This is a genomic window from Kitasatospora papulosa (genome assembly GCF_000717245.1).
Lineage (GTDB): Bacteria > Actinomycetota > Actinomycetes > Streptomycetales > Streptomycetaceae > Streptomyces > Streptomyces papulosus.
On sequence record NZ_JNYQ01000014.1, the window covers coordinates 35,978 to 56,381 of the forward strand.

The 20,404-nt window shown below is 71.6% G+C and carries 22 protein-coding genes; 16 read left to right on the forward strand and 6 right to left on the reverse strand.

Annotation, left to right across the window (positions count from 1 at the left end; all coding sequences use genetic code 11):
- A complete protein-coding gene (locus tag IA22_RS0127985) occupies positions 1–792 on the reverse strand; it encodes a metal-dependent hydrolase (protein ID WP_014157638.1) in 792 nt (263 codons plus the stop codon).
- Positions 793–948: 156 nt separating this feature from the next.
- Between IA22_RS0127985 and IA22_RS0127990 the strand changes: the two genes are divergently transcribed.
- The gene (locus tag IA22_RS0127990; RefSeq protein ID WP_015576174.1) at positions 949–3,462 is read left to right on the forward strand and encodes a DEAD/DEAH box helicase; all 2,514 of its coding nucleotides are present in this window, start codon (positions 949–951) and stop codon (positions 3,460–3,462) included.
- Between the two features lie 34 nt (positions 3,463–3,496).
- Positions 3,497–4,372 carry an acyl-CoA thioesterase gene (locus IA22_RS0127995; RefSeq protein ID WP_014157636.1) on the forward strand — a complete coding sequence of 292 codons (876 nt, stop codon included), beginning with the start codon at positions 3,497–3,499 and terminating at the stop codon, positions 4,370–4,372.
- Positions 4,373–4,386: 14 nt separating this feature from the next.
- Here IA22_RS0127995 and IA22_RS0128000 read toward each other — a convergent pair whose 3' ends face one another.
- Positions 4,387–4,617, reverse strand: a complete 231-nt coding sequence (locus tag IA22_RS0128000) for a DUF6011 domain-containing protein (RefSeq protein ID WP_015576175.1) — start codon at positions 4,615–4,617, stop codon at positions 4,387–4,389.
- Positions 4,618–4,840: 223 nt separating this feature from the next.
- Between IA22_RS0128000 and IA22_RS0128005 the strand changes: the two genes are divergently transcribed.
- The 3 genes from IA22_RS0128005 to IA22_RS0128015 all read left to right on the forward strand — a co-directional run bounded on the left by IA22_RS0128005 (position 4,841) and on the right by IA22_RS0128015 (position 8,838).
- Positions 4,841–5,800, forward strand: a complete 960-nt coding sequence (locus IA22_RS0128005) for a DUF389 domain-containing protein (RefSeq protein ID WP_015576177.1) — start codon at positions 4,841–4,843, stop codon at positions 5,798–5,800.
- Between the two features lie 129 nt (positions 5,801–5,929).
- Positions 5,930–7,360: a DUF2252 domain-containing protein gene (locus IA22_RS0128010; RefSeq protein ID WP_030125202.1), complete on the forward strand. Its 1,431-nt coding sequence runs from the start codon at positions 5,930–5,932 to the stop codon at positions 7,358–7,360.
- A gap of 146 nt (positions 7,361–7,506) precedes the next feature.
- Positions 7,507–8,838: a chloride channel protein gene (locus tag IA22_RS0128015; protein ID WP_030125203.1), complete on the forward strand. Its 1,332-nt coding sequence runs from the start codon at positions 7,507–7,509 to the stop codon at positions 8,836–8,838.
- On the opposite strand, the gene IA22_RS0128020 is transcribed toward IA22_RS0128015, so the two are convergent.
- Entirely contained in the window at positions 8,795–9,223 is a 429-nt protein-coding gene (locus IA22_RS0128020) for a DUF7144 family membrane protein (RefSeq protein ID WP_014157631.1), read from the reverse strand. The two genes, IA22_RS0128015 and IA22_RS0128020, sit on opposite strands and share 44 nt — an antisense overlap.
- A 176-nt stretch (positions 9,224–9,399) precedes the next feature.
- On the opposite strand from IA22_RS0128020, the gene IA22_RS0128025 reads away from it, so the two are divergent.
- Positions 9,400–9,939 carry a GNAT family N-acetyltransferase gene (locus tag IA22_RS0128025; protein WP_030125204.1) on the forward strand — a complete coding sequence of 180 codons (540 nt, stop codon included), beginning with the start codon at positions 9,400–9,402 and terminating at the stop codon, positions 9,937–9,939.
- A gap of 57 nt (positions 9,940–9,996) precedes the next feature.
- A complete protein-coding gene (locus IA22_RS0128030) occupies positions 9,997–10,485 on the forward strand; it encodes a glutathione peroxidase (RefSeq protein WP_014157629.1) in 489 nt (162 codons plus the stop codon).
- 57 nt (positions 10,486–10,542) lie between these two features.
- Here IA22_RS0128030 and IA22_RS0128035 read toward each other — a convergent pair whose 3' ends face one another.
- A complete protein-coding gene (locus IA22_RS0128035; protein WP_014157628.1) occupies positions 10,543–11,769 on the reverse strand; it encodes an acyl-CoA dehydrogenase family protein in 1,227 nt (408 codons plus the stop codon).
- Positions 11,770–11,942: 173 nt separating this feature from the next.
- Here IA22_RS0128035 and IA22_RS0128040 point away from each other — a divergent pair, with 173 nt between their 5' ends.
- Entirely contained in the window at positions 11,943–12,593 is a 651-nt protein-coding gene (locus tag IA22_RS0128040; RefSeq protein ID WP_014157627.1) for a TetR/AcrR family transcriptional regulator, read from the forward strand.
- 26 nt (positions 12,594–12,619) lie between these two features.
- Here IA22_RS0128040 and def read toward each other — a convergent pair whose 3' ends face one another.
- Positions 12,620–13,174, reverse strand: coding sequence for a peptide deformylase (def, locus tag IA22_RS0128045; RefSeq protein ID WP_030125205.1), 555 nt, complete (start codon positions 13,172–13,174; stop codon positions 12,620–12,622).
- A 114-nt stretch (positions 13,175–13,288) separates the two neighbouring features.
- Here def and IA22_RS0128050 point away from each other — a divergent pair, with 114 nt between their 5' ends.
- From IA22_RS0128050 to IA22_RS37230, 5 genes are all read left to right on the forward strand, one after another.
- Complete coding sequence (locus IA22_RS0128050) at positions 13,289–14,527, forward strand: Mur ligase family protein (protein WP_014157625.1); 1,239 nt, start codon at positions 13,289–13,291, stop codon at positions 14,525–14,527.
- 34 nt (positions 14,528–14,561) lie between these two features.
- Positions 14,562–15,287 (forward strand): type 1 glutamine amidotransferase, encoded by a 726-nt coding sequence (locus IA22_RS0128055; RefSeq protein ID WP_014157624.1) that lies wholly within the window; start codon positions 14,562–14,564, stop codon positions 15,285–15,287.
- A gap of 186 nt (positions 15,288–15,473) precedes the next feature.
- A complete protein-coding gene (locus IA22_RS0128060; protein WP_014157623.1) occupies positions 15,474–16,499 on the forward strand; it encodes a 6-phosphofructokinase in 1,026 nt (341 codons plus the stop codon).
- 112 nt (positions 16,500–16,611) lie between these two features.
- The gene (locus tag IA22_RS0128065; protein WP_015576184.1) at positions 16,612–17,562 is read left to right on the forward strand and encodes a cytochrome c oxidase assembly protein; all 951 of its coding nucleotides are present in this window, start codon (positions 16,612–16,614) and stop codon (positions 17,560–17,562) included.
- A gap of 67 nt (positions 17,563–17,629) precedes the next feature.
- A complete protein-coding gene (locus IA22_RS37230) occupies positions 17,630–17,788 on the forward strand; it encodes a hypothetical protein (protein ID WP_014157621.1) in 159 nt (52 codons plus the stop codon).
- Positions 17,789–17,805: 17 nt separating this feature from the next.
- Here the strand turns inward: IA22_RS37230 and IA22_RS0128075 are convergent, their stop codons facing one another.
- Positions 17,806–18,342 (reverse strand): 2'-5' RNA ligase family protein, encoded by a 537-nt coding sequence (locus IA22_RS0128075; protein ID WP_015576185.1) that lies wholly within the window; start codon positions 18,340–18,342, stop codon positions 17,806–17,808.
- Positions 18,343–18,483: 141 nt separating this feature from the next.
- On the opposite strand from IA22_RS0128075, the gene IA22_RS0128080 reads away from it, so the two are divergent.
- The 3 genes from IA22_RS0128080 (at position 18,484) to IA22_RS0128095 (ending at position 20,348) form a co-directional block, all read left to right on the forward strand.
- Positions 18,484–18,819, forward strand: coding sequence for an HU family DNA-binding protein (locus tag IA22_RS0128080; RefSeq protein ID WP_245229608.1), 336 nt, complete (start codon positions 18,484–18,486; stop codon positions 18,817–18,819).
- 15 nt (positions 18,820–18,834) lie between these two features.
- Complete coding sequence (locus IA22_RS0128085) at positions 18,835–19,212, forward strand: SRPBCC family protein (RefSeq protein WP_015576186.1); 378 nt, start codon at positions 18,835–18,837, stop codon at positions 19,210–19,212.
- Positions 19,213–19,637: 425 nt separating this feature from the next.
- Positions 19,638–20,348: a lysophospholipid acyltransferase family protein gene (locus tag IA22_RS0128095; RefSeq protein WP_014157617.1), complete on the forward strand. Its 711-nt coding sequence runs from the start codon at positions 19,638–19,640 to the stop codon at positions 20,346–20,348.
- Positions 20,349–20,404: the final 56 nt, after the last annotated feature.

Genomic DNA, 20,404 nt, shown 5'->3' on the forward strand with positions numbered 1-20,404 from the left:
TCAGATGACGTTGAGGGCCGCTGCGGCGCCCACTCCGCCGAGGATCATGAAGGCGGGCATCAGCACCTTGATCTCGACCCAGCTGCCGGCCCGGAAGCGCATGAACTTCGGCGGGCCGAGGGGGTACCAGCGCTTGCGGCCCATCGGTATGGGCCACAGGATCGGGCAGCCGGAGACCGTGAGCGCGTCACCGATGTCGTGGACGAGGGCTCCGAGGACGATGGGCAGCCCGAGCCACATGTACTCCTGGCCGGGCGCGTCGAACAGCCAGCTCGAACCGTTGCCGGGCTGGTCCAGCACGCCCGCGAGGATCCACGCGCTGGTCGCGCCGAGCAGCCAGACCAGGACGTCGCTGGAGACGCGGGCCGCGCGCCACAGCAGTCCCTCGACCGCGAGCACGAGGTGGACGAAGAGGATGGCCAGGACCGCCCACCGGCCGCCGGTGACCGCGGCCACGGAGCACCCGGCGCCGACCAGCACGGCCCAGAGCCAGGTGTGGGTGAGGGTGCGGTGGCCACCGGTCCTGCGCGGGTCCCCGGTTCCCTTGGTCGCCTTGTAGACGGCGTAGGAGAGCTTGTCGACGACTTCGCAGAGTGTCTTGGAGACGGGTCCGAAGGCACGCGAGATCGTGGCCGACTTGTGGTCGAGGTCCGGGGCGAGCGCCGCGCCGGCGGTGATCAGGGCCCCGACGACCAGGACGGGCCAGGGCATCGTGTGGCCCGCGGCGGCGGCCGCGGCACCCACCCCCAGCCAGGCTGCCGCCCCTGACAGCGAGTGTGCCGGTCCCATCATGGTTCTTCCCGCCCCCATCGTGATTCGGCCGGGTGTTCCGGCCGGGCCGCCATGGTCTGTGTGATGCGGCCGAGTTGAGTGGGCAGCGTATCGTCCGTGATCTTCACCGGATGCTCCGGTTCCCGCATCCGGCCAGGAGGCAGGCAAGATGGGGGCGTGACCCTTATCGATCAGCTCCCGCCGAACGCCGACCCGGACGCCCTCTTCGAGGCCTTCTCGTCATGGACCGAATCGCAGGGGATCGCCCTCTATCCGGCTCAGGAGGAGGCGCTGATCGAGGTGGTCTCCGGGGCGAACGTGATCCTCTCCACCCCCACGGGCTCCGGCAAGAGCCTGGTCGCCGCGGGGGCGCACTTCACGGCGCTGGCCCAGGACAAGGTCACCTTCTACACCGCCCCGATCAAGGCCCTGGTCTCGGAGAAGTTCTTCGACCTGTGCAAGCTCTTCGGCACGGAGAACGTCGGCATGCTGACCGGCGACGCCTCGGTCAACGCCGACGCCCCGGTCATCGCCTGTACCGCCGAGGTGCTCGCCTCGATCGCGCTGCGCGACGGCAGGTACGCCGACATCGGCCAGGTCGTGATGGACGAGTTCCACTTCTACGCGGAACCGGACCGCGGCTGGGCCTGGCAGATCCCGATCCTGGAGCTTCCGCAGGCCCAGTTCATCCTGATGTCGGCGACCCTCGGCGACGTCAGGATGTTCGAGGAGGACCTGACCCGCCGCACCGGCCGTCCGACCTCCGTGGTGCGCTCGGCGACGCGCCCGGTGCCGCTGAGCTACGAGTACCGGCTGACGCCGATCACGGAGACGCTCACCGAACTGCTGGACACCCGGCAGTCGCCCGTCTACATCGTGCACTTCACGCAGGCCGCCGCGGTGGAGCGGGCGCAGTCGCTGATGAGCATCAACATGTGCACGAAGGAGGAGAAGGAGAAGATCGCCGACCTGATCGGCAACTTCCGCTTCACCACCAAGTTCGGGCAGAACCTCTCCCGTTACGTGCGCCACGGGATCGGGGTGCACCACGCGGGGATGCTCCCCAAGTACCGGAGGCTCGTGGAGAAGCTCGCCCAGGCGGGCCTGCTGAAGGTCATCTGCGGGACGGACACGCTGGGCGTCGGCGTCAACGTGCCCATCCGCACGGTGCTGTTCACCGCCCTGACGAAGTACGACGGCACCCGGGTGCGCACCCTGCGGGCCCGTGAGTTCCACCAGATCGCGGGCCGCGCCGGCCGGGCCGGGTTCGACACGGCCGGTTTCGTCGTGGCGCAGGCACCCGAGCACGTCATCGAGAACGAGAAGGCCGTCAAGAAGGCGGGCGACGACCCCAAGAAGAAGCGCAAGGTGGTCCGCAAGAAGGCCCCCGAGGGCTTCGTCGCCTGGTCGGAGACCACCTTCGACAAGCTGATCCAGTCCGATCCGGAGCCGCTGACCTCGCGCTTCCGGGTCACGCACACGATGCTGCTCTCGGTGATCGCCCGCCCGGGCAACGCCTTCGAGGCGATGCGGCATCTGCTGGAGGACAACCACGAGCCGCGCCGTGCCCAGCTGCGGCACATCCGCCGCGCCATCGCGATCTACCGGTCGCTGCTCGACGGCGGTGTCGTGGAGCAGCTCGACGCGCCCGACGCGGAGGGCCGGATCGTACGGCTCACGGTCGACCTCCAGCAGGACTTCGCGCTCAACCAGCCGCTGTCCACCTTCGCGCTGGCCGCCTTCGACCTGCTGGACGCCGAATCGCCCTCGTACGCCCTGGACATGGTCTCGGTCGTCGAGTCGACGCTCGACGACCCCCGGCAGATCCTGGCCGCCCAGCAGAACAAGGCGCGGGGCGAGGCCGTCGGGCAGATGAAGGCGGACGGCGTCGAGTACGAGGAGCGGATGGAGCGGCTCCAGGAGGTCACCTACCCGAAGCCGCTGAGCGAGCTGCTCTGGCACGCCTACGACGTGTACCGCACCAGCCACCCGTGGGTCGGTGACCACCCGGTGTCACCGAAGTCCGTGATCCGCGACATGTACGAACGGGCCATGACCTTCACGGAGTTCACCTCGAACTACGAGCTGGCCCGCACCGAGGGCATCGTCCTGCGGTATCTGGCGAGCGCCTACAAGGCGCTCGAGCACACCATTCCCGACGACCTGAAGTCCGAGGACCTGGAGGACCTGATCGCCTGGCTGGGCGAGATGGTGCGCCAGGTGGACTCCAGCCTGCTGGACGAGTGGGAGCAGCTGGCCAACCCCGAGGTGGAGACCGCCGAGCAGGCGCAGGAGCGGGCCGACGAGGTCAAGCCGGTGACCGCCAACGCCCGCGCCTTCCGGGTCCTCGTGCGCAACGCGATGTTCCGCAGGGTGGAGCTGGCCGCTCTGGACCGGGTCCGCGACCTGGGTGAGCTGGACGCCGACGCGGGCTGGGACGAGGACGCCTGGGGCGAGGCGATGGACGCGTACTGGGACGCGCACGAGGAGCTGGGCACGGGCCCGGACGCGCGCGGCCCGAAGCTGCTGAAGATCGACGAGGACCCCGGGCACGGTCTGTGGCGGGTGTGGCAGGCGTTCGCCGACCCGGCCGGGGACCACGACTGGGGAATCCGTGCGGAGGTCGATCTCGCGGCCTCCGACGAGGAGGGCCGGGCGGTCGTCCGGGTCACGGCCGTGGGCCAGCTGTGACGGCGCGCCGGCCAGGAGAGTGGAGAAGAACCGCATGACGAACCCCGCCGACAGCCTGGTCGATCTGCTCGACCTGGAGCGGATCGAGGTCAACATCTTCCGCGGCCGCAGTCCCGAGGAGTCCCTGCAACGGGTCTTCGGCGGGCAGGTCGCGGGGCAGGCGCTGGTCGCCGCAGGCCGCACCACGGACGGCGACCGTCCGGTGCACTCCCTGCACGCGTACTTCCTGCGTCCGGGCCGCCCTGGCGTGCCGATCGTGTACGACGTGGAGCGGGTGCGGGACGGCCGGTCCTTCACCACGCGCCGGGTCACGGCCGTGCAGCAGGGCCGGACGATCTTCAACCTGACGGCGTCCTTCCACCGCCCGGAGGAGGCCGGATTCGAGCACCAGCTGCCGCCGGCCCGGATCGTGCCCGACCCGGACGAGCTGCCGACGGTCGCCGACGAGGTGCGTGAGCACCTGGGCGGTCTGCCGGAGGCACTGGAGCGGATGGCCCGCCGCCAGCCCTTCGACATCCGCTACGTCGACCGGCTGCGCTGGACGCGGGAGGAGATCAAGGACGCGGACCCGCGCAGCGCGGTGTGGATGCGCGCGGTCGGCCCGCTGGGCGACGACCCGCTGGTGCACACCTGCGCGCTGACGTACGCCAGTGACATGACGCTGCTGGACGCCGTGCGGATCCCCGTCGAGCCGCTGTGGGGGCCGCGCGGCTTCGACATGGCCTCGCTGGACCACGCGATGTGGTTCCACCGGCCGTTCCGGGCCGACGAGTGGTTCCTGTACGACCAGGAGTCACCGATCGCCACGGGCGGCCGCGGACTGGCCAGGGGGCGGATCTACGACCGTCAGGGGCAGTTGCTGGTGTCCGTGGTCCAGGAGGGGCTCTTCCGCCGTCTCGACGGCGTGTAGGCCTTTCCCGGGGGTCAGGTGCCGGGCAGCGTGTCCTGGTCCACCTCGTGACGGCGGGTCCGGATGTCCGGGCCCGCCGGATGCAGTTTGGCGTCGCAGGCGGGGCCGAGCCCGGTACGGCGCGACCGCGCGCCGGTGAGGGGCCGTCCGCACAGGGCGCACCGCACCGGACGGCGGGGCTCACGACGGCCGGTTTCCGGCTGCGGTGCGGAGAACAGTGCGGGAGGGGGCTCGGAGGATTCCACGGGTCGGATCCTCTCAGGCGGGTCCGACACGGCGCGGTGGGCACGGCGGTGGATGCCGTGCACCGACGGCGGTGCCCGCCCGCAGGTCGCCCGGCGGATCGTACTCCGCCGTGGAAGGGTGTCGGTCCATGACCGACACCCTTCCGTCTCCGTCCGGTCCGCGCGAAAGCAACCGGGCCGCGAGCGTCTCCCGATCGCTCCCCCGGCCCCGCGGAGGCGGCGCGTGGATGTGATCCATGTCCGGGCGGTCAGTCCGCCGGACCTCACGGACCGGGTCGAGGAGTTCCTCGCCGGCGACCCCTACGTCCTCAACCTGATCGTGAGCCGTGGCGCCGCGCGCAGTCCCGACGGCGACTCCGTGGCGTGCGACGTGCTGACGGGAGCCGCCAACGAGGTGCTGCGCGGGCTGCGGGAGCTGCGGCTCGACGTCGACGGGTCCCTGGTCGTCGAGCCGGTCGACATGACGTTCCCGGGGCGCGCCTCGGAGGCCGCGAGCCGACGGCTCGGGCCGCTCACCGGCGCGCCGGTCTGGGAGCAGGTGGAGGCACGCATCCGGTCGGAGGGGAGGTACGCGCCCAGCTTCTACCTCTACCTGGTCGCGGCGGGTCTCATCGGCTCGGTCGGCATCGTGACCAACTCCCAGATCCTCATCGTCGGCGCGATGGTCGTCGGCCCCGAGTACGGGGCGATCGTCTCCGTGGCGCTGGGCATCGACCGGCGCGACGGGCAGATGGCACGGCGAGGGCTGGAGGCGCTGTTCAAGGGGTTTCTGCTGACCATCACGGTCACCTTCCTCTTCAGTCTGCTGATCCGCGGTTTCGGCTTCGAGTCACAGGCCTTCACACGAGGTCTGCGCCCCGTGTCCGACCTGATCAACACACCCAACTTCTTCTCGTTCGCCGTGGCGGCGCTGGCCGGAGTCGTCGGCATCGTGTCCCTCACCGAGGCCCGCACCAGCGCCCTGCTCGGGGTCTTCATCTCGGTCACGACCATCCCGGCGGCAGCGGCCGTCAGCGTCTCCACGGCCTTCGGCAGCTGGTCCGAGGCGTGGGGTTCCCTGGTCCAGCTCCTGGTCAACATCGCCGTGCTGATCGCGGTGGGCGCCCTCGCCCTCAGGTCCCAGCGCGCGATCTGGCGGCGCGTGGGCCGGAGACACGCGGCGCGGAGCGGCGGACGGGCCTGAGGCGGCCCGGTCTCCCGCGCGGGGGCGGCCCCACGGGATCGGCCCGAGCGGCCGGAACGGGGCAGGGCCGGGATGATGGGAGGCAGGGAAAGCCGCCACACGGTCCCGCACGCAGGCAGGAGGGCCGCCATGCCCCAGGAACGCACCTCGCCGCTCCGTGCCGTGCCCGGCGCGACACCGCGGGAGCGGGCCGCGCTCGGCAAGGCGGCCCGTCGGCGTACCCCCAGGTCCAGCCATCACGCGTACGAACCACCGGCCGGCCGTCCGGACCCGCTGGCCCTCCTGGAGGCCCAGTCCGCGACCAGGGTGCCGGAGCTCGTCCCGATCCGGTACGGGCGGATGACGGAGTCACCGTTCCGCTTCTACCGGGGTGCCGCGGCGATCATGGCCTCCGACCTGGCCGGGACTCCGGCCTCGGGGATCCGGGCCCAGCTGTGCGGCGACGCCCATCTGCTGAACTTCAGGCTGCTCGCCTCTCCGGAGCGCCATCTGCTGTTCGACATCAACGACTTCGACGAGACGCTGCCGGGGCCCTGGGAGTGGGACGTCAAGCGGCTGGCCGCCAGCCTGGTCATCGCGGGGCGCGCGAACGGCTTCACGGACAAGGAGCGGGCCCGCGTCGTACGGGCCACCGTGCGGTCGTACCGGGAGTCGATGATCCGGTTCGCGGACATGCGCAATCTCGACGTCTGGTACGCGAAGGTCGACGAGGAGCGCCTGAGGGCCATGGCCGCGGGGAAGCTGGCGGCCGCGGGCCGTAGGCGCGTCGCCGGTGCGACGGCGAAGGCCCGCACGCGGGACAGCCTCCAGGCTTTCGCCAAACTCACCGAGGTGGCCGACGGGCGGCTCCGCATCGCCCCGGACCCGCCCCTGGTCGTTCCGCTCACGGATCTGCTGCCGGACGCGGAACGGCGGGCGACGGAGGGGCAGTTCCGCAAGCTCCTGAGGGGCTACGCCCGCAGCCTCCCGTCCGACCGGCGTTCCCTGCTCGCGGACTTCCGGCCCGTGGACATGGCCCGCAAGGTCGTGGGGGTGGGAAGCGTCGGTACCCGCTGCTGGATCTTCCTCCTGATGGGCAGGGACGGCGAGGATCCGCTCTTCCTCCAGGCGAAGGAGGCGGACACCTCGGTCCTGGCGCCCTTCGCGGGGGCGAGTGCGTACCGGAACCAGGGCGAGCGTGTGGTGGCGGGCCAGCGGCTGATGCAGGCCGCGGGCGACATCTTCCTGGGCTGGGAGCGGGTCGACGGGTTCGACGGGAAGCGCCGGGACTTCTACGTGCGGCAGCTGCGCGACTGGAAGGGCATCGCCGCACCGGAACAGATGGTGCCGCGCGGCATGTCCGCGTTCGGCGAGCTGTGCGGGACGACGCTGGCACGTGCGCACGCCCGGTCCGGCGACCGCATCGCGATCGCGGCCTATCTGGGCCACGGCGACGTGTTCGACCGGGCGCTGGAGACGTTCGCCGAGCGGTACGCCGACCAGAACGAGAGGGACCACCGGGCGCTCGTCGACGCGGTGACCGCGGGCCGGCTCACGGCAGCCGGGGAGGGCCGGAGGTAGGGCCGGGGCCCGGGGGCCTGGACATCGCGGCGGGATTCACCCCGCGCACCCAGCGGGTACTTCGCAGACATAACCGGACATCGTGGTATCACCGTGTGGACCCCGGCCGACGCCCCGGCGGGCCCCACACCGAGGAGACCATGACGATGTCGGCCGAACCGGCAGGAGCGCCCGGCGCCGAGACCCCGGATCCGCGCACGGTGATCCGCACCCGGGGCTACGCGGTCCTGCTGGTCATGGTGGCGGCCCTCGGCGTCCCCGTCTCCGCCGCGGCGTTCGGCTTCCTGGCGCTCGTCCACGAGCTGGAGGACCTGACCTACGAGGACCTCCCGCACGCCCTGGGCTTCGCGAGCACCCCCTCGTGGTGGCCGGTGCCGCTGCTCGGCGTGGCGGGTCTGCTGACCGCGCTGACCATCCGCCATCTGCCGGGAACGGGCGGGCACAGACCGGCCGAGGGGTTCGTGAACACGGGGGCCCCGACGGCAGCCCAGCTGCCGGGGGTCGCCCTCGCCGCCCTGACCTCCCTCGGTCTCGGCGCGGTCCTCGGCCCGGAGGCACCCCTGATCGCCCTCGGCGGTGGGCTGGCCGCGTACGCCGCCCGGCTGCTGAAGCCGGGGATCGCGCCGAGCGCGAGCGCCATGGTCGCGGCGGCGGGCAGCTTCGCCGCCGTCAGCGCCCTGCTGGGCTCGCCGCTCCTCGGCGCCTTCCTGCTGATGGAGGCGTCCGGCCTGGCCGGGATGATGCTGGGCCTCGTGCTCGTGCCGGGGCTGCTCGCCTCCGGCATCGGATCGCTCATCTTCATCGGCCTGGGGTCGTGGACCGGCCTGGGGACGTACTCCCTGACCCTCCCCCATGTGCCCCACACGCCCGATCCCGGCGTCGCCGAGTTCGGGTGGGCCCTCGTCCTGGGAGCCGCCGCGGCGCTCGTGGGTACGGGCGTCAAGAGGCTCTCCCTGTCCTTGCAGGACTGGGTCGAGCAGCGGCGGGTGATCGCGACCGTGGCGATGGGCCTCACGGTCGGCGTCCTGGCCCTCCTGTACGCGGAGAGCACGGGCAGGAACGCGTCGGAGGTGCTGTACTCCGGCCAGAGCGCCCTCGGCGGCCTGCTCGCCGAGGGCGCCACGTACGCGGTCGGGTCGCTCCTCGTACTGATCGTCTGCAAGGCACTGGCCTACGCGGCGTCCCTGAGCGCCTTCCGGGGAGGCCCCATCTTCCCGTCGATGTTCCTGGGGGCGGCGGGCGGGCTCGCGCTGTCGCACCTGCCCGGCCTGAACGCCACCTCGGGCTTCGCGATGGGCATCGGGGCCATGTGCGTGGCCATGCTCCGGCTGCCGATGACATCCGTGCTGCTGGCCACGCTGCTGCTGGGATCCGAGGGCGTCACCGTCATGCCCCTCGTGATCGTCTCCGTGGTGGTGTCCTACGTCCTGGTCCTCAGGCTCGAGCGTCCTGATGCGGCGAGCACAGCGCCCAGATGACGAAGATGTTGATCGCGATCAGGACGAGGGACCAGAACGGGTAGTACGGGAGCCACAGGAAGTGGGCGACGGCCAGGAGCCCCGCCAGCAGGACCCCTACCGCACGGGCCCAGAGAGCCCCGGTGAAGAGCGCGCAGCCCGCGAGGAGCACGACGATCCCCAGGATGAGGTGCACCCATCCCCAGCCTGTCAGACTGAACTTGAAGACGTAGTTGCTCGTCGTGACGAACAGGTCGTCCTTGGCGATGGCGGCGATCCCCTCGAGAATGGCCATGGCCCCACCGAAGATCATCATCACTGCCGCGAAGACGGTCCAGCCGGACGCGGCGGTTCTGCGCCCTCCGACGTCATGATCCGTACGCGACCCACTCACACTTCCAGCCATGTCGGCCTCCTCGATCGTGCTGCCGATGCGCGACACCGTGCGTCGACAGAGCGGCTTATGCGCCTTTTATCAGACTTACATGCCGCCGTCCGGTCGGCATACCGACCGGGCCCGCACCGGGCCCGCCACGCACCCACCGACCCCCGTTCCGCCGTGAACGTGAGAGGACCCGCCTCATGACCGAGATCGTCCCCGTGTCCGGCCCCGAGCTGGTCACGTACGCAGATGAGCTCGCCGCGCTGATGATCGAGGCCGTGGAGGCCGGCGCCTCGGTCGGTTTCCTGCTCCCCCTGGACCGGGAGGCGGCCGCCGTCTGGTGGCGCGAGCGGGCGGCCGCGGTCGACGCGGGAGGACAGCAGGTCTGGATCGCCCGGGACGACGAGCGGGTCGCGGGCACGATCGGCCTGGCCAGGGCCACCATGCCGAACGCCCGCCACCGCGCGGAGGTCGCCAAGCTCATGGTCAGGCCCTCGGCCCGCGGAAGGGGGATCGGCCGGGCGCTGCTCACGGCCGTGGAACGGTCGGCCGCCGAGGAGGGCCTTTCCCTGCTGGTCCTGGACACCGAGACGGGAAGCGACGCGGAACGCCTCTACCGCTCGGCGGGCTGGACACCGTGCGGCTCCGTCCCGGACTACGCCGCCGACCCCTACGGCACGCTGCGGGGGACCACGCTCTACTACCGGGCGCTCGGCCGCCCGGAGACCTCCGCGCCGTGAGCGTCACAATGGGGGCGGCGCCCCACCGGCGACACCCCACCGACGAGGAGATCTCTCATGACGCTGCACGACATCCCGCTCCGGACGCTCGACGGCGAGCCGACCACGCTGGGGGCCTACGCGGGCTCGGCGGTCCTGCTGGTGAACGTCGCCTCCCAGTGCGGGCTCACCCCGCAGTACGCCGGTCTGGAGAGGCTCCAGAAGCAGTACGCGGACCGGGGGTTCACCGTTCTCGGCGTGCCCTGCAACCAGTTCGCGGGTCAGGAGCCGGGCACCGCGGAGGAGATCCAGACGTTCTGCTCGACGACGTACGGGGTCAGCTTCCCGCTGCTGGAGAAGATCGACGTCAACGGCGAGGGCCGGCACCCGCTCTACACGGAGCTGACGAAGCTCGACGACGCCGAGGGCACCGCCGGTGACGTCCAGTGGAACTTCGAGAAGTTCCTGATCTCCCCGGCCGGGGAGCCCGTCGCCCGGATCCGCCCGCGCACCGAGCCGGAGGCACCCGAGGTCGTGGCGGCCGTCGAGGCGCAGCTGCCGCGCTGACCGGACGGGGAGCACGCGGGGCCGGGCCGGCGTACGGCCCGGCCCCGCGGCACGTGACTAGCGGATCGGCATCCCCGACAGGGTGCGGGCGATCACCAGGCGCTGGATCTCGCTCGTGCCCTCGAAGATGGTGTAGATGGCGGCGTCCCGGTGCATGCGCTCGACCGGGTACTCACGGGTGAAGCCGTTGCCGCCCAGGATCTGTACGGCCTGGGCGGTGACCGACTTCGCCGTCTCGCTCGCGTACAGCTTGGACATGGACCCCTCGGCCGCGGTGAACGGCTTGCCGGCGCTCGCCATCCAGGAGGCCCGCCAGACGAGCAGACGCGCCGCGTCGATCTGGGTCCGCATGTCGGCGAGCTGGAAGGCGACACCCTGGTTGTCGATGATCGGGCGGCCGAACTGGGTGCGGGTCTTCGCGTAGTCGAGCGCGACCTCGTAGGCGGCGCGGGCGGTGCCGACGGCCATGGCCCCGACGGCCGGGCGGGAGGCCTCGAAGGTGGCCATCGCCGCGTTCTTGACGCGCTCGCCGCCGGACCTGGCGCGCTCACGGGCCCGGGCGAGGCGCTCGTCGAGCTTCTCCTTGCCGCCGAGCAGACAGTGACCGGGCACACGGACGTCCTCGAGGACGACCTCGGCCGTGTGCGAGGCGCGGATGCCGTGCTTCTTGAACTTCTGCCCCTGCGTGAGACCGGGGGTGGCCGGGGGGACGATGAAGGAGGCGTGGCCCTTGGAGCCGAGCTCCGGGTCCACCACCGCGACGACGACGTGGACGTTGGCGATACCGCCGTTCGTCGCCCAGGTCTTGGTGCCGTTGAGCACCCACTCGTCCTTGGCCTCGTCGTACACCGCACGCGTACGCATCGAGGCGACGTCCGAGCCCGCGTCCGGCTCGGAGGAGCAGAAGGCGGCGACCTTCACGTCGTCGGCGTCGCCGTACATCTGGGGGATCCAGGTGCCGATCTGCTCCTCGGTGCCGTTGGCGAGCACACCGACCGCCGCCAGGCCCGTACCGACGATCGACAGGGCGATCCCCGCGTCACCCCAGAAGAGCTCCTCCATGGCCATGGGGATGCCGAGGCCCGTGGGGTCGAAGAACTGCTGGGCGTAGAAGTCCAGGGAGTAGATGCCCACCTTGGCCGCCTCCTGGATGACCGGCCAGGGCGTTTCCTCACGCTCGTCCCACTCCGAAGCGGCCGGCCGGATCACCTCGGCGGCGAATCCGTGCAGCCAGTCACGGACCTGCTTCTGGTCGTCGTTGAGCTCGAGCGTGAACTCGGCCATGTTCCCTCCATGCACTTCCGGATATCCCCGTTACTAGCGGTAACAACAGTCTGTTACCAGCAAGTAGCCCCTGTCAACCGGACCGCGACGGATCCGCGGGTGGCGGACCAGGGTGTTACGTTGCCCGGGCGTGACGAGATCGCAGGACAGCTGGGCGGGGCGGGAGAAACGACATGGAGACCACACGAGGGGCCGAACGGCAGCGGACGGCGGCCGAACGCCGCCGCCGGGAGCTGCTCGAAGCCGCGGACCGGGTGGTGCTCAGGGACGGCCCGCAGGCCTCCATGAACGCGATCGCCGCGGAGGCCGGGATCACCAAGCCCATCCTCTACCGGCACTTCGGCGACAAGGGCGGCCTCTACCGCGCCCTCGCCAAGCGTCACACCGACGCCCTGCTGAGCGCGCTGCGGGCCGCCCTGGACGCCCCCTCCGAGCGCCGCGAACGGGTCGAGGCGACCCTGGACACCTACCTCGCGGCGATCGAGGCTCGTCCGCAGGTCTACCGCTTCCTGATGCATCCGTCGGACGACGCGGCGCCCTCCCCCGAGCAGGGTTTCGACGTCGGCCGCCACTCCGCCCCGCTGCTCCGGCGCCTCGGCGAGGAGCTGGGCAAGGTGATCGTGGAGCGGGTCGATCTCGGCCCGGAGAGCGAGCAGATGGCCCGCATCTGGGGCCACGGCATCGTCGGCATGATGCACGCGGCCGGCGACTGGTGGCTGGGCGACCGGCCGTGCTCGCGCGAACAGCTGGTGCGCAGCCTGGCCGACCTGCTGTGGGGCAGGCTCGCCGAGGCGGGGGACCTGCCGGGCGGCCAGGGATTCTGAGAGGGGCACCGCCCCGGGGGACCGGGTCAGCCCTCGGCCGCCGTACGCGCCCACGGCGCCCGCCGGGCCGCGCGCAGCGCCCTGGTGCGGCGCAGTCCGGTGAGCCGGTCGGTGTAGACCCGGCCGTCGAGGTGGTCGCACTCGTGCTGGAGACAGCGGGCGAACCAGCCGGTGCCGGTGATCCGCACCGGCTCTCCGGCGACCGTCCGGCCCTCGACCACCGCACGGTCGAAGCGCGGGGTGCCCGCCTCGATCCCCGGGAGCGAGAGACAGCCCTCCGGTCCGCGTACGGTGTCCCCGTCCGCCTCGACCAGGACCGGGTTGACGAGATGACCGAGGTGCCGGACCTCGTCGTCGTCCGGACAGTCGTACACGAACACCCTGAGCGGTACGCCGATCTGATTCGCGGCGAGCCCCACACCGTTCGCGGCGTACATGGTGGCGAACATGTCCTCCACCAGCCGGGCGAGGGACGGGCCGAAGTCGGTCACGTCGTCGCACGGGCTGTGGAGCGCCGGGGCGCCGAGCAGACTCATGGCTCGAACACGTCCGGTACTGCCGGGGATCGGGCGGTTTCGCATGCCCGGAAGCGTACGTTGCACGTGACCTCCACGTTCCCCGTGGTGCCGAGGTGCGGTCGGCACCTCGGACATCGATAGGCTGGGCACGGACTTACGCAAGGAGGATCTAGGACGATGGCAGGCAACACGGAGCCGTTGTCGCCGCGGGCCAAGCTCGCCGTGACGGCGGGCAAGGCCGCGGCGGCGGTGTCGCGCGCCGCGGGGCGCGGCAGCGGATCGGTGATCGGCGGCCGGGTGGCGCTCAAGCTCGACCCCGACCTGCTCGGGCGGCTGGCGCAGCACCTGGACGTGATCCTCGTGTCCGCGACGAACGGCAAGACGACCACCACCCGGCTCATCGCCGAGGCGCTGAGGGCCGCGGGCCCCGTCGTGTCGAACGCGCTCGGGGCCAACATGCCGGCGGGGATCACCTCCGCGCTGGCCGGGGGCTCGGACGCGCGCTACGGCGTGATCGAGGTCGACGAGAAGTATCTCGCCGGTGTGGCACGCGACACGACGCCGAAGGTGATCGCGCTGCTCAACCTCTCCCGCGACCAGCTGGACCGCGCGGCGGAGACCCGGATGCTGGCGGAGAAGTGGCGTGAGGGCCTGTCGGGCTCCAAGGCCGTGATCGTGGCCAACGCCGACGACCCGCTGATCGTCTGGGCCGCCTCCTCCTCCCCCAACGTGGTGTGGGTCGCGGCGGGACAGGCGTGGAAGGACGACGCCTGGTCCTGCCCGTCCTGCGGCGGTGTGATGCAGCGCCCCGGGGACGACTGGTTCTGCGGGGAGTGCGGTTTCCGCCGCCCCGCCCCCAGCTGGGCCCTGAACGGCGACTACGTCCTGGACCCGCACGGTTCGGCGTGGCCGATCCACCTCCAGCTCCCGGGCCGGGCCAACAAGGCCAACGCGACGAGCTCCGCCGCCGTGGCCGCGGTCTTCGGCGTACCGCCGCAGGTCGCGCTGGAGCGCATGTACCAGGTGCAGGCCGTGGCCGGCCGTTACGACGTCGTCAGCTTCCTCGGCCGTGAGCTCCGGCTCCTGCTGGCGAAGAACCCGGCCGGCTGGCTCGAGACGTTCTCCCTGATCGACCCTCCGCCCACACCGGTCATCCTCTCGGTGAACGCGCGCGGTGCCGACGGCACGGACACGTCCTGGCTGTGGGACGTCGACTACACCCAGCTCTACGGTCACCCGATCTTCGTGCTCGGCGACCGCAAGCTGGACCTGGCGGTCCGGCTCGAGGTCGCCGGACTCGACTTCCGTGTGTGCGAAACCCTGGACGAGGCCGTCCAGATGGCGCCGCCCGGTCGCATCGAGGTCATCGCCAACTACACCGCCTTCCAGGATCTGCGCCGTCGTGTCGGCAACTGACCCCCGCGCGGGCAACCCCCGGAGAGGACGAAGCATGAACAACAGCCTGCGGCTGGTGTGGGTCTACCCCGACCTCCTCAGCACCTACGGCGACCAGGGCAACGCCCTGGTCGTGGAGCGCCGGGCACGTCAGCGCGGTCTCGACGTGTCGCGCGTGGACGTCCGCAGCGACCAGCCCATCCCGACGTCGGGCGACATCTACCTCATCGGCGGCGGTGAGGACCGGCCGCAGCGCCTCGCCGCCGAACGGCTGCGCCGTGACGGCGGACTGAGCCGGGCCGCGTCCAACGGCGCGATCATCTTCTCGGTGTGCGCCGGCTACCAGATCCTCGGCCACGAGTTCATCAACGACCTCGGCGAGCGGGAGCCCGGCCTCGGGCTGCTCGACGTGGTCTCCACCCGGGGTGAGGGCGCCCGGTGCGTCGGCGACGTGCTCGGGGACATCGATCCGAATCTGGGGCTCCCGCCCCTGACCGGCTTCGAGAACCACCAGGGCGTCACCCACCTGGGCCCGTCCGCGCGTCCGTTGGCCCGGGTGCGGCTCGGCCGCGGCAACGGCACGGGGGACGGCACGGAGGGCGCGTACAACGACACCGTGTTCGGCACCTACATGCACGGGCCGGTCCTGGCCCGCAACCCGCTGATCGCGGACCACCTGCTGAAGCTGGCGCTGGACGTGAACGCGCTGCCGCCCAGCGACGACCGGTGGTACGAGGCGCTGCGCGCCGAGCGGATCGCGGCGGCGACCCAGCCCGCCTGACCCGTCCCGCGCGGACCGGCCCTCCCGGGGGCCGGTCCGCGCGCGTGTGCGGCCTGTGTACATCCGGTGGACGTCCAGCAATCGGACAGGGGGTTCGGTACGGCCACCCCGCGCCGGTAAGGTGGCGTGGATCCAACCGGACGACGTGGTCCGGGGTCGGCCCACGTTGCAAAGGTTTCCCGGGCAATGCGAATTGGTGTGCTCACCTCCGGCGGCGACTGCCCCGGCCTCAACGCCGTCATCCGTTCCGTCGTGCACCGCGCGGTGGTCGACCACGGCGACGAGGTCATCGGCTTCCACGACGGGTGGAAGGGCCTCCTCGAGTGCGACTACCGCAAGCTCGACCTCGACGCGGTCGGGGGCATCCTGGCCCGCGGCGGCACCATCCTCGGGTCCTCCCGCGTCCAGCCCGCGCATCTGCGTGACGGCGTGGAACGCGCGAAGGGCCACGTCACCGACCTCGGCCTGGACGCGATCATCCCGATCGGCGGCGAGGGCACCCTGAAGGCCGCCAACCTGCTCTCCGAGGCGGGTCTGCCGATCGTCGGGGTGCCGAAGACCATCGACAACGACATCGCCTCCACCGACGTGACGTTCGGTTTCGACACGGCCGTCGGGGTCGCCACCGAGGCGCTGGACCGGCTGAAGACGACCGCTGAGTCGCACCAGCGCGTCCTGATCGTCGAGGTCATGGGGCGGCACACCGGCTGGATCGCGCTGCACTCCGGCATGGCGGCCGGGGCTCACGCCATCGTCGTGCCCGAGCGGCCCTTCGACATCGCGGAGCTGACCGAAGTCGTCGGTCGGCGCTTCTCGGACGGCAAGAAGTTCGCGATCGTCGTCGTGGCGGAGGGCGCCAAGCCCCGGGAGGGCTCCATGGAGTTCAACCAGGGCAAGACGGACATCTACGGCCACGAGCGCTTCGCCGGTGTGGCGACGCAGCTCTCCGGTGAGCTGGAGCAGCGCCTCGGCAAGGAGGCCCGTCCGGTGATCCTCGGCCACGTCCAGCGCGGCGGCACCCCGACCGCGTACGACCGCGTCCTGGCCACCCGCTTCGGCTGGCACGCCGTGGAGGCCGCTCACCGCGGCGAGTTCGGCATGATGACGGCGCTGCGCGGCACGGACATCACGATGGTTCCGCTGGCGGCGGCCGTGGAGACCCTGAAGACGGTCCCGGCCGAGCGCTACGCCGAGGCCCAGGTCGTGCTCTGACCCTCACCGACACTCCCCGAACCGCCCCCGGCCGCAACCGTCGCCGGGGGCGGTTCTAGTCTGGACCGGACAACCGGCACGAAACGGGGACGTCCCCAGCGGGAGTGAACAGATGGATCACAGCGGGCACGGCATGAACATGGATCTGCCGCCGTTCACGCTGGGACGGGGGCTCGAGTTCTCCGCGGACCCGTTCTTCCTGGTCGGCTGCGTCGTCGCCCTCGTCCTGTACGGCTACGGGGTGGCGCGGCTGCGCGGCCGGGGCGACGGCTGGCCGGTCAACCGGACCGTCTTCTTCGTCCTCGGCGTGCTGTCGATCGCCCTGGTCATGTGCACGGGACTCAACGACTACGGCATGGTCATGTTCAGCGTGCACATGGTGCAGCACATGGTCATCAGCATGGTGTCGCCGATCCTGCTGCTGCTGGGCGCTCCGGTGACGCTGGCACTGCGGGCCCTGCCCGTGGCGGGGCGGGACCGTACGGGGCCGCGCGAGCTGCTGCTCAAACTGCTCCACAGCCGCTACATGAAGATCGTCACGCATCCGGTCTTCACGATCCCGTTGTTCATCGCGAGCCTCTACGGCCTCTACTTCACGCCGCTGTTCGACTTCCTGATGGGCTCGAAGACGGGGCACATCGCGATGATGGTGCACTTCCTCGCGGTGGGCCTGGTGTTCTTCTGGCCGATCATGGGCGTCGACCCCGGCCCGCACCGGCCCGGCTACGTGATGCGGATGCTGGAGCTCTTCGCGGGGATGCCCTTCCACGCGTTCTTCGGGATCGCGCTGATGATGGCGACCCAGCCGATGGTGAAGGCGTACGAGAACCCGCCGGCCTCGCTCGGCATCGACGCCCTGGGCGACCAGTCCGCGGCGGGCGGCATCGCCTGGGCGTTCAGCGAGATCCCGTCCGTGCTGGTGCTGATCGCGCTGGTCTTCCAGTGGTACCGCTCCGAGCAGCGGACCGCCAAGCGCTCCGACCGGGCCGCCGACCGGGACGGCGACCAGGAGCTGAAGGCGTACAACGCCTATCTCGCCTCGTTGCAGACGCGCGGACAGTAGCGGTGGGCACGCCCCAGGGGTGACCATGGCTGCAACGGCCGTGCGGCCGGGTGAGGAGCGTGCGCTCATGCCTGGATCCACGAAGACCATGGGAGTGCTGACCGTCGGCACGCTGGTCGCGGTGACGGCGTACACCGTGGCGCTGGGGAGCAACGGCTGGCTGTGGTTCGGCTGGGTGGTCCTCGGACTCGCCACTCTGGGGATGCTCGCCACCCGCGACACCTGAGGCGCGGGCAGGCGGTTTCAGGGGCCGAGCCGGTCCGTGGTGCGGGTGAGCGAGTCGTAGGTGCGGGCGCCCGTCCAGCTGCCGGCGCGGACGCCGGGGGGTGCGCCCGGCGCCGACGGGAGCGCCTCGTTCCCGGCCCGGGTGTGGTCGCCGCCGCGGCCGAGGGTGAGGTGCGGTACCCAGCGCCCTGGGTCGTGGAGCGGGTTGGGGCGGCCGCTCCCCGGTGCCTCGCGCAGGGTGCGCCATACCGTCCGGTGCAGGCGCAGCAGTGCGTCGTCGGGCCGGACGGCCCAGGCCAGCACGGGTCTGCGGCCCCGGAAGCGCACGAGCCCGTCGAGTGCCACGGGCAGGGGCAGGGCGGCCTCCAGCGCCTCGTCCAGCAGCGCCCGGGTCTCCGGCAGGAGGGTGTCCGCGGTGGCCAGGGTGAGATGCGGGCGGTTGGTCGGGTGCCGGTGCGCGGCCATGCTGGGCAGACCGGCGCGTGCCAGGCGCTCCCACGCCTCACGGACGGCGCGCTCCGTCGCGAGGTCGGGCAGCAGTTCCACGCTGTGCACGTGGGCAGCCTAAGGCCCCGCGCAGCCGGGTGCCCGCCGCACGGCTCCGGCGCGGTTGCGGTGCGTGGCTCCCGCATGGTCCCCCTCGGCTCTCGCGTGCGGGCGGGGCCGGGCGGTGCCAGCATGGTGAGGTGCTCAGTGGTGCGGCTGTCCGGATCCGGCGTACAGCCCCGGCCGGCCGTGGGTCCCGACGTCGAGAAGGGGGTGCTCCGCATGGACAGGTCCGCGCTGATCGAGGCGGTGGGACGCAGGACGGCCGGCGGTGGTGAGCTGTCGGCCGACCAGATCGGGCGCGTCGTCGACGCCCTGTTCGGAACCGTGGCGGAGGCGGGTGCGATCGCCGAGACGCTCAGGACGGGTGGCGCGGTCACGCTGGTGGGCTTCGGCAGCTTCCACCAGGAGGACGGCGAGGCGGCTCTGCGGCCGGGCAAGGCGCTGAACGAGTTCGTCAACGACGAGGTCGGCCGAGCCGGGTAGCGGACGATGGCCGTCATGAGGCTGCGGGCCTCAGGACGTGCGGAGCCCGAGGACGTCTGGCTCCGCTACGCCGATCCGCGGCGCTGGCCGGGCTGGTCGCCGCAGATCCGGGCGGTGCGCGCCGACAGGGAGCGCCTCACCGCGGGCATGAGCGGCGAGGTCGTCTCGGTGTTCGGCGTGACCGCCGTGTTCGTGGTCGAGTCCGTCGACGACGCACGGTGGCACTGGGTGTGGCGGGTCGCCGTCGGTCCCGTGCGGCTGAGACTGAGCCACCGGGTGCTGCGGCGGCCGGGCGGATCGGCCACCGAGCTCGTCGTCGAGGGCCCGGCGGTCGCTCTGGCCGCGTACGCGGCACCCGCGCGATGGGCGCTGGGCCGGCTGGTCCGCGGCTGACCGCCGGGCGCGGCCGACATACCTCCCGGCACGGAGCGGGGCCGCCCGCCCCGTGAGGTCGTCCGCAGCCGGACCACCGCCGGGATGCGCACGGCCGGCGGCGTGGCGGAGGTGACGGCCGAGGCCGTCACCTCCGCCACGCCTGTCGTTCCACTCCGCCACGAAGGCGCGTGACCACGCACTCCCGCTCCGCTCGGCACAGCCCCGCCGGGATCAGGGCTACGATCGACCGCCCGAGGGCAGCGACGAGTTCGCACATGCCGTCCGACGGATCGTCAGGTGAGACGGGGGTGAGCGGGTATCCGTCCTCAGGAAGGCCGGGCCGCCCTCGGGCCGCACCGACGAGCCGGCCGAGCGCGACACCACGACGGGCGACCTGGCGGAACGCGGCCACCGGCCCGGTCCGGGAGACGAGGAGAGAAGACGTGTTCTACTACGTCCTGAAGTACGTCGTACTGGGCCCGCTGCTGCGGCTGGTGTTCCGGCCGCGCATCGAGGGACTGGAGCACATCCCCGACGACGGTGCCGCCATCGTCGCGGGCAACCACCTCTCCTTCTCCGACCACTTCCTGATGCCGGCGATCCTCAAGCGCCGCATCACCTTCCTCGCGAAGGCCGAGTACTTCACCGGCCCCGGTATCAAGGGCAAACTGACCGCGGCGTTCTTCCACAGCATCGGGCAGATCCCGGTGGACCGGTCCGGCAAGGAAGCCGGGCAGGCCGCGATCCGCGAGGGTCTGGGTGTGCTGAGCAAGGGTGAGCTGCTGGGCATCTACCCGGAGGGCACCCGCTCGCACGACGGGCGGCTCTACAAGGGCAAGGTCGGCGTCGCGGTCATGGCGATCAAGGCCGGGGTCCCGGTCATCCCCTGCGCGATGGTCGGCACGTTCGAGATCCAGCCGCCCGGCCAGAAGGTGCCCCGGATCAAGCGGGTCACGATCCGTTTCGGTGAGCCGCTGGACTTCTCCCGCTACGCCGGCCTGGAGGACCAGAAGGCCGCCATCCGGGCGGTCACCGACGAGATCATGTACGCCGTTCTCGGCCTCTCCGGTCAGGAGTACGTCGACGAGTACGCGGTCAAGGCGAAGGCGGCGCAGACCGAGGAGTCCAGGAAGTTCCCGCGCCGGGCACGCTGAGCGGGGAATCTGCTGTCGGCCGACATCCCTGGTCCGGCCGCGGACGCGGCCGTAGC

Bases quoted from the DNA above. Each gene is read 5' to 3' on its own strand.
- IA22_RS0128020 (WP_014157631.1), bottom strand. From the start codon at position 9,223: ATGGCTGGAAGTGTGAGTGGGTCGCGTACGGATCATGACGTCGGAGGG.
- IA22_RS0128010 (WP_030125202.1), top strand. From the start codon at position 5,930: ATGCCCCAGGAACGCACCTCGCCGCTCCGTGCCGTGCCCGGCGCGACA.
- IA22_RS0128065 (WP_015576184.1), top strand. From the start codon at position 16,612: ATGGATCACAGCGGGCACGGCATGAACATGGATCTGCCGCCGTTCACG.
- IA22_RS0128050 (WP_014157625.1), top strand. From the start codon at position 13,289: ATGGCAGGCAACACGGAGCCGTTGTCGCCGCGGGCCAAGCTCGCCGTG.
- IA22_RS0128035 (WP_014157628.1), bottom strand. From the start codon at position 11,769: ATGGCCGAGTTCACGCTCGAGCTCAACGACGACCAGAAGCAGGTCCGT.
- def (WP_030125205.1), bottom strand. From the start codon at position 13,174: ATGCGAAACCGCCCGATCCCCGGCAGTACCGGACGTGTTCGAGCCATG.
- IA22_RS0128060 (WP_014157623.1), top strand. From the start codon at position 15,474: ATGCGAATTGGTGTGCTCACCTCCGGCGGCGACTGCCCCGGCCTCAAC.
- IA22_RS0128030 (WP_014157629.1), top strand. From the start codon at position 9,997: ATGACGCTGCACGACATCCCGCTCCGGACGCTCGACGGCGAGCCGACC.
- IA22_RS0128025 (WP_030125204.1), top strand. From the start codon at position 9,400: ATGACCGAGATCGTCCCCGTGTCCGGCCCCGAGCTGGTCACGTACGCA.
- IA22_RS0127995 (WP_014157636.1), top strand. From the start codon at position 3,497: ATGACGAACCCCGCCGACAGCCTGGTCGATCTGCTCGACCTGGAGCGG.
- IA22_RS0128040 (WP_014157627.1), top strand. From the start codon at position 11,943: ATGGAGACCACACGAGGGGCCGAACGGCAGCGGACGGCGGCCGAACGC.
- IA22_RS0128055 (WP_014157624.1), top strand. From the start codon at position 14,562: ATGAACAACAGCCTGCGGCTGGTGTGGGTCTACCCCGACCTCCTCAGC.
- IA22_RS0127985 (WP_014157638.1), bottom strand. From the start codon at position 792: ATGATGGGACCGGCACACTCGCTGTCAGGGGCGGCAGCCTGGCTGGGG.
- IA22_RS37230 (WP_014157621.1), top strand. From the start codon at position 17,630: ATGCCTGGATCCACGAAGACCATGGGAGTGCTGACCGTCGGCACGCTG.
- IA22_RS0128085 (WP_015576186.1), top strand. From the start codon at position 18,835: ATGAGGCTGCGGGCCTCAGGACGTGCGGAGCCCGAGGACGTCTGGCTC.
- IA22_RS0128015 (WP_030125203.1), top strand. From the start codon at position 7,507: ATGTCGGCCGAACCGGCAGGAGCGCCCGGCGCCGAGACCCCGGATCCG.